This is a genomic window from Rhizobacter sp. (genome assembly GCF_031412075.1).
Lineage (GTDB): Bacteria > Pseudomonadota > Gammaproteobacteria > Burkholderiales > Burkholderiaceae_C > Rhizobacter.
Genome location: NZ_JANOCG010000285.1, coordinates 1 through 1,605, shown reverse-complemented (window position 1 = coordinate 1,605; position 1,605 = coordinate 1). Strand labels below are relative to the sequence as shown.

General features: G+C 62.6%; 3 protein-coding genes. All 3 read right to left on the bottom strand.

The features are described from left to right. On the bottom strand, positions 1 to 381 hold a 381-nt coding region (locus RMO40_RS10285; protein WP_309720165.1), incomplete at its 3' end, for a DUF3138 family protein. A 47-nt stretch (positions 382 to 428) separates the two neighbouring features. Then, on the bottom strand, positions 429 to 1,256 hold the full coding sequence (locus RMO40_RS10280) for an ABC transporter permease subunit (protein ID WP_309720162.1): 828 nt from the start codon (positions 1,254 to 1,256) through the stop codon (positions 429 to 431). Further along, the coding region (locus RMO40_RS10275; protein ID WP_309720158.1) for an ABC transporter permease subunit at positions 1,253 to 1,605 on the bottom strand (353 nt) is incomplete at its 5' end. The genes RMO40_RS10280 and RMO40_RS10275, both read right to left, overlap by 4 nt.

Here is a 1,605-nt window from a genome sequence, read left to right as displayed (position 1 = left end):
CGAGTTGTCGTAGTTGTAGCCGTCGTCGTCGACCTTGTTCAGGAACTGGAAGCCGGCGCGGTCTTGTGCCTTGTTGTAGATGAAGCTCGGGTCCATCTGGCCGCTGATCTTCAGCCCGCGAAAACCCATGGCTTCCTGGTTGTCTTCGAGCGCTTCGGTCTTGATGGCGATGCGGTTGAAGTCTTGCTTCTCTTGCGCGGTCATGCCGGCTTCGGCCGGCTTGGTCTCGGCGTCCTTGAGTTTTTGCTCGAGGGCAGTGACCTTGTCCCTGAGCGCTTTCTGCTCCTTGCGCAGGTCGTCGAGCGTCTGCGCGCCGGCAACCAAGGGGAAGGCGGCGAGCAAGGCGATGCTCAGAGCGGTGGGGTGCCAGAACTTCTTCATGGGTTTTCTCCTCTTGGCTGCGGTTGGTTGTGTGGGGTCGGGCGACTTCAGTTGCGAGTGGCGTCAGCCATCTCGCGGGCGTGTTTACGTTCGTTGCGGACGATCATCAAGCTGGCGGCGACCACGCCGATGGACACCACCAGCACGATCAGGGTGGCGACGGCATTCACGCTCGGGTCCAGCCCCAGACGGGCGCGCGAGAAGATCACCAGCGGCATGGTGGTGGCGCCCGGGCCGGTCAGGAAGGCCGACAGCACCACGTCGTCGAGCGAGAGCGTGAAGGTGAGCAGCCAGGCCGAAAACAGCGCCTGGGAAATCATCGGCAAGGTGACCAGGGCAAACACCTGCCAGGGGCGTGCGCCCAGGTCGAGGGCGGCTTCTTCGAGCTGCGGGTTGAGGTCGTTCAAGCGCGCTTGCACCACCACGGTGGCGTAGGCCAGACCCAGCAGCACATGGCCGATCCAGATCGTGAGCATGCCTTTTTCGGGGAAGCCGGTCACACGCTGCACCGACACCAGCATCAACAGCAAAGAGAGACCGACGATCACTTCGGGCATCACCAGCGGCGCACTCACCATGCCTGAAAACGCAGTGCGGCCGAAAAAGCGCCGGTACTTCACCAGCGCAAAGGCCGCGAGCGTGCCAAGGATCACCGAGGCACAGGCTGTCAGGAAGGCGATCTTCAGAGACAGCCACAGGCCGGCCAGCATTTCGTTGTCGGAGGCGAGCTTGACGTACCACTTGAACGTGAAGCCGCGCCACACGTTGGGCAGCGGCGAATCGTTGAACGAGTACAGCACCAGCGCCGCGATCGGCAGGTAAAGGAAAAGATAGCCCGCCGACAACCAAGCCTTGCCAAACAGCTTCGGGTTCACTTTCGAACCTCCTGGGTTTCAGCCTGGTATTTGTTGAAGAGTGCGAGCGGCACGATGATCAGCAGCACCATCACCACCGCGACCGTCGAGGCCATGGGCCAGTCGTTGTTGCTGAAAAATTCGTCCCACAGGACGCGGCCGATCATGAGCGTCTGCGGGCCGCCCAGCAGCTCGGGGATCACGAACTCGCCCACGCACGGGATGAACACCAGCATGCTGCCGGCGATGATGCCGGCCTTGGACAACAGCTCGGTCACCTTCCAGAACGCCACCCACGGCGTGGCGCCCAGGTCGGCCGCGGCCTCCAGCAGCCGCAGGTCCATCTTCACGAGGTTGCCGAACAGCGGCA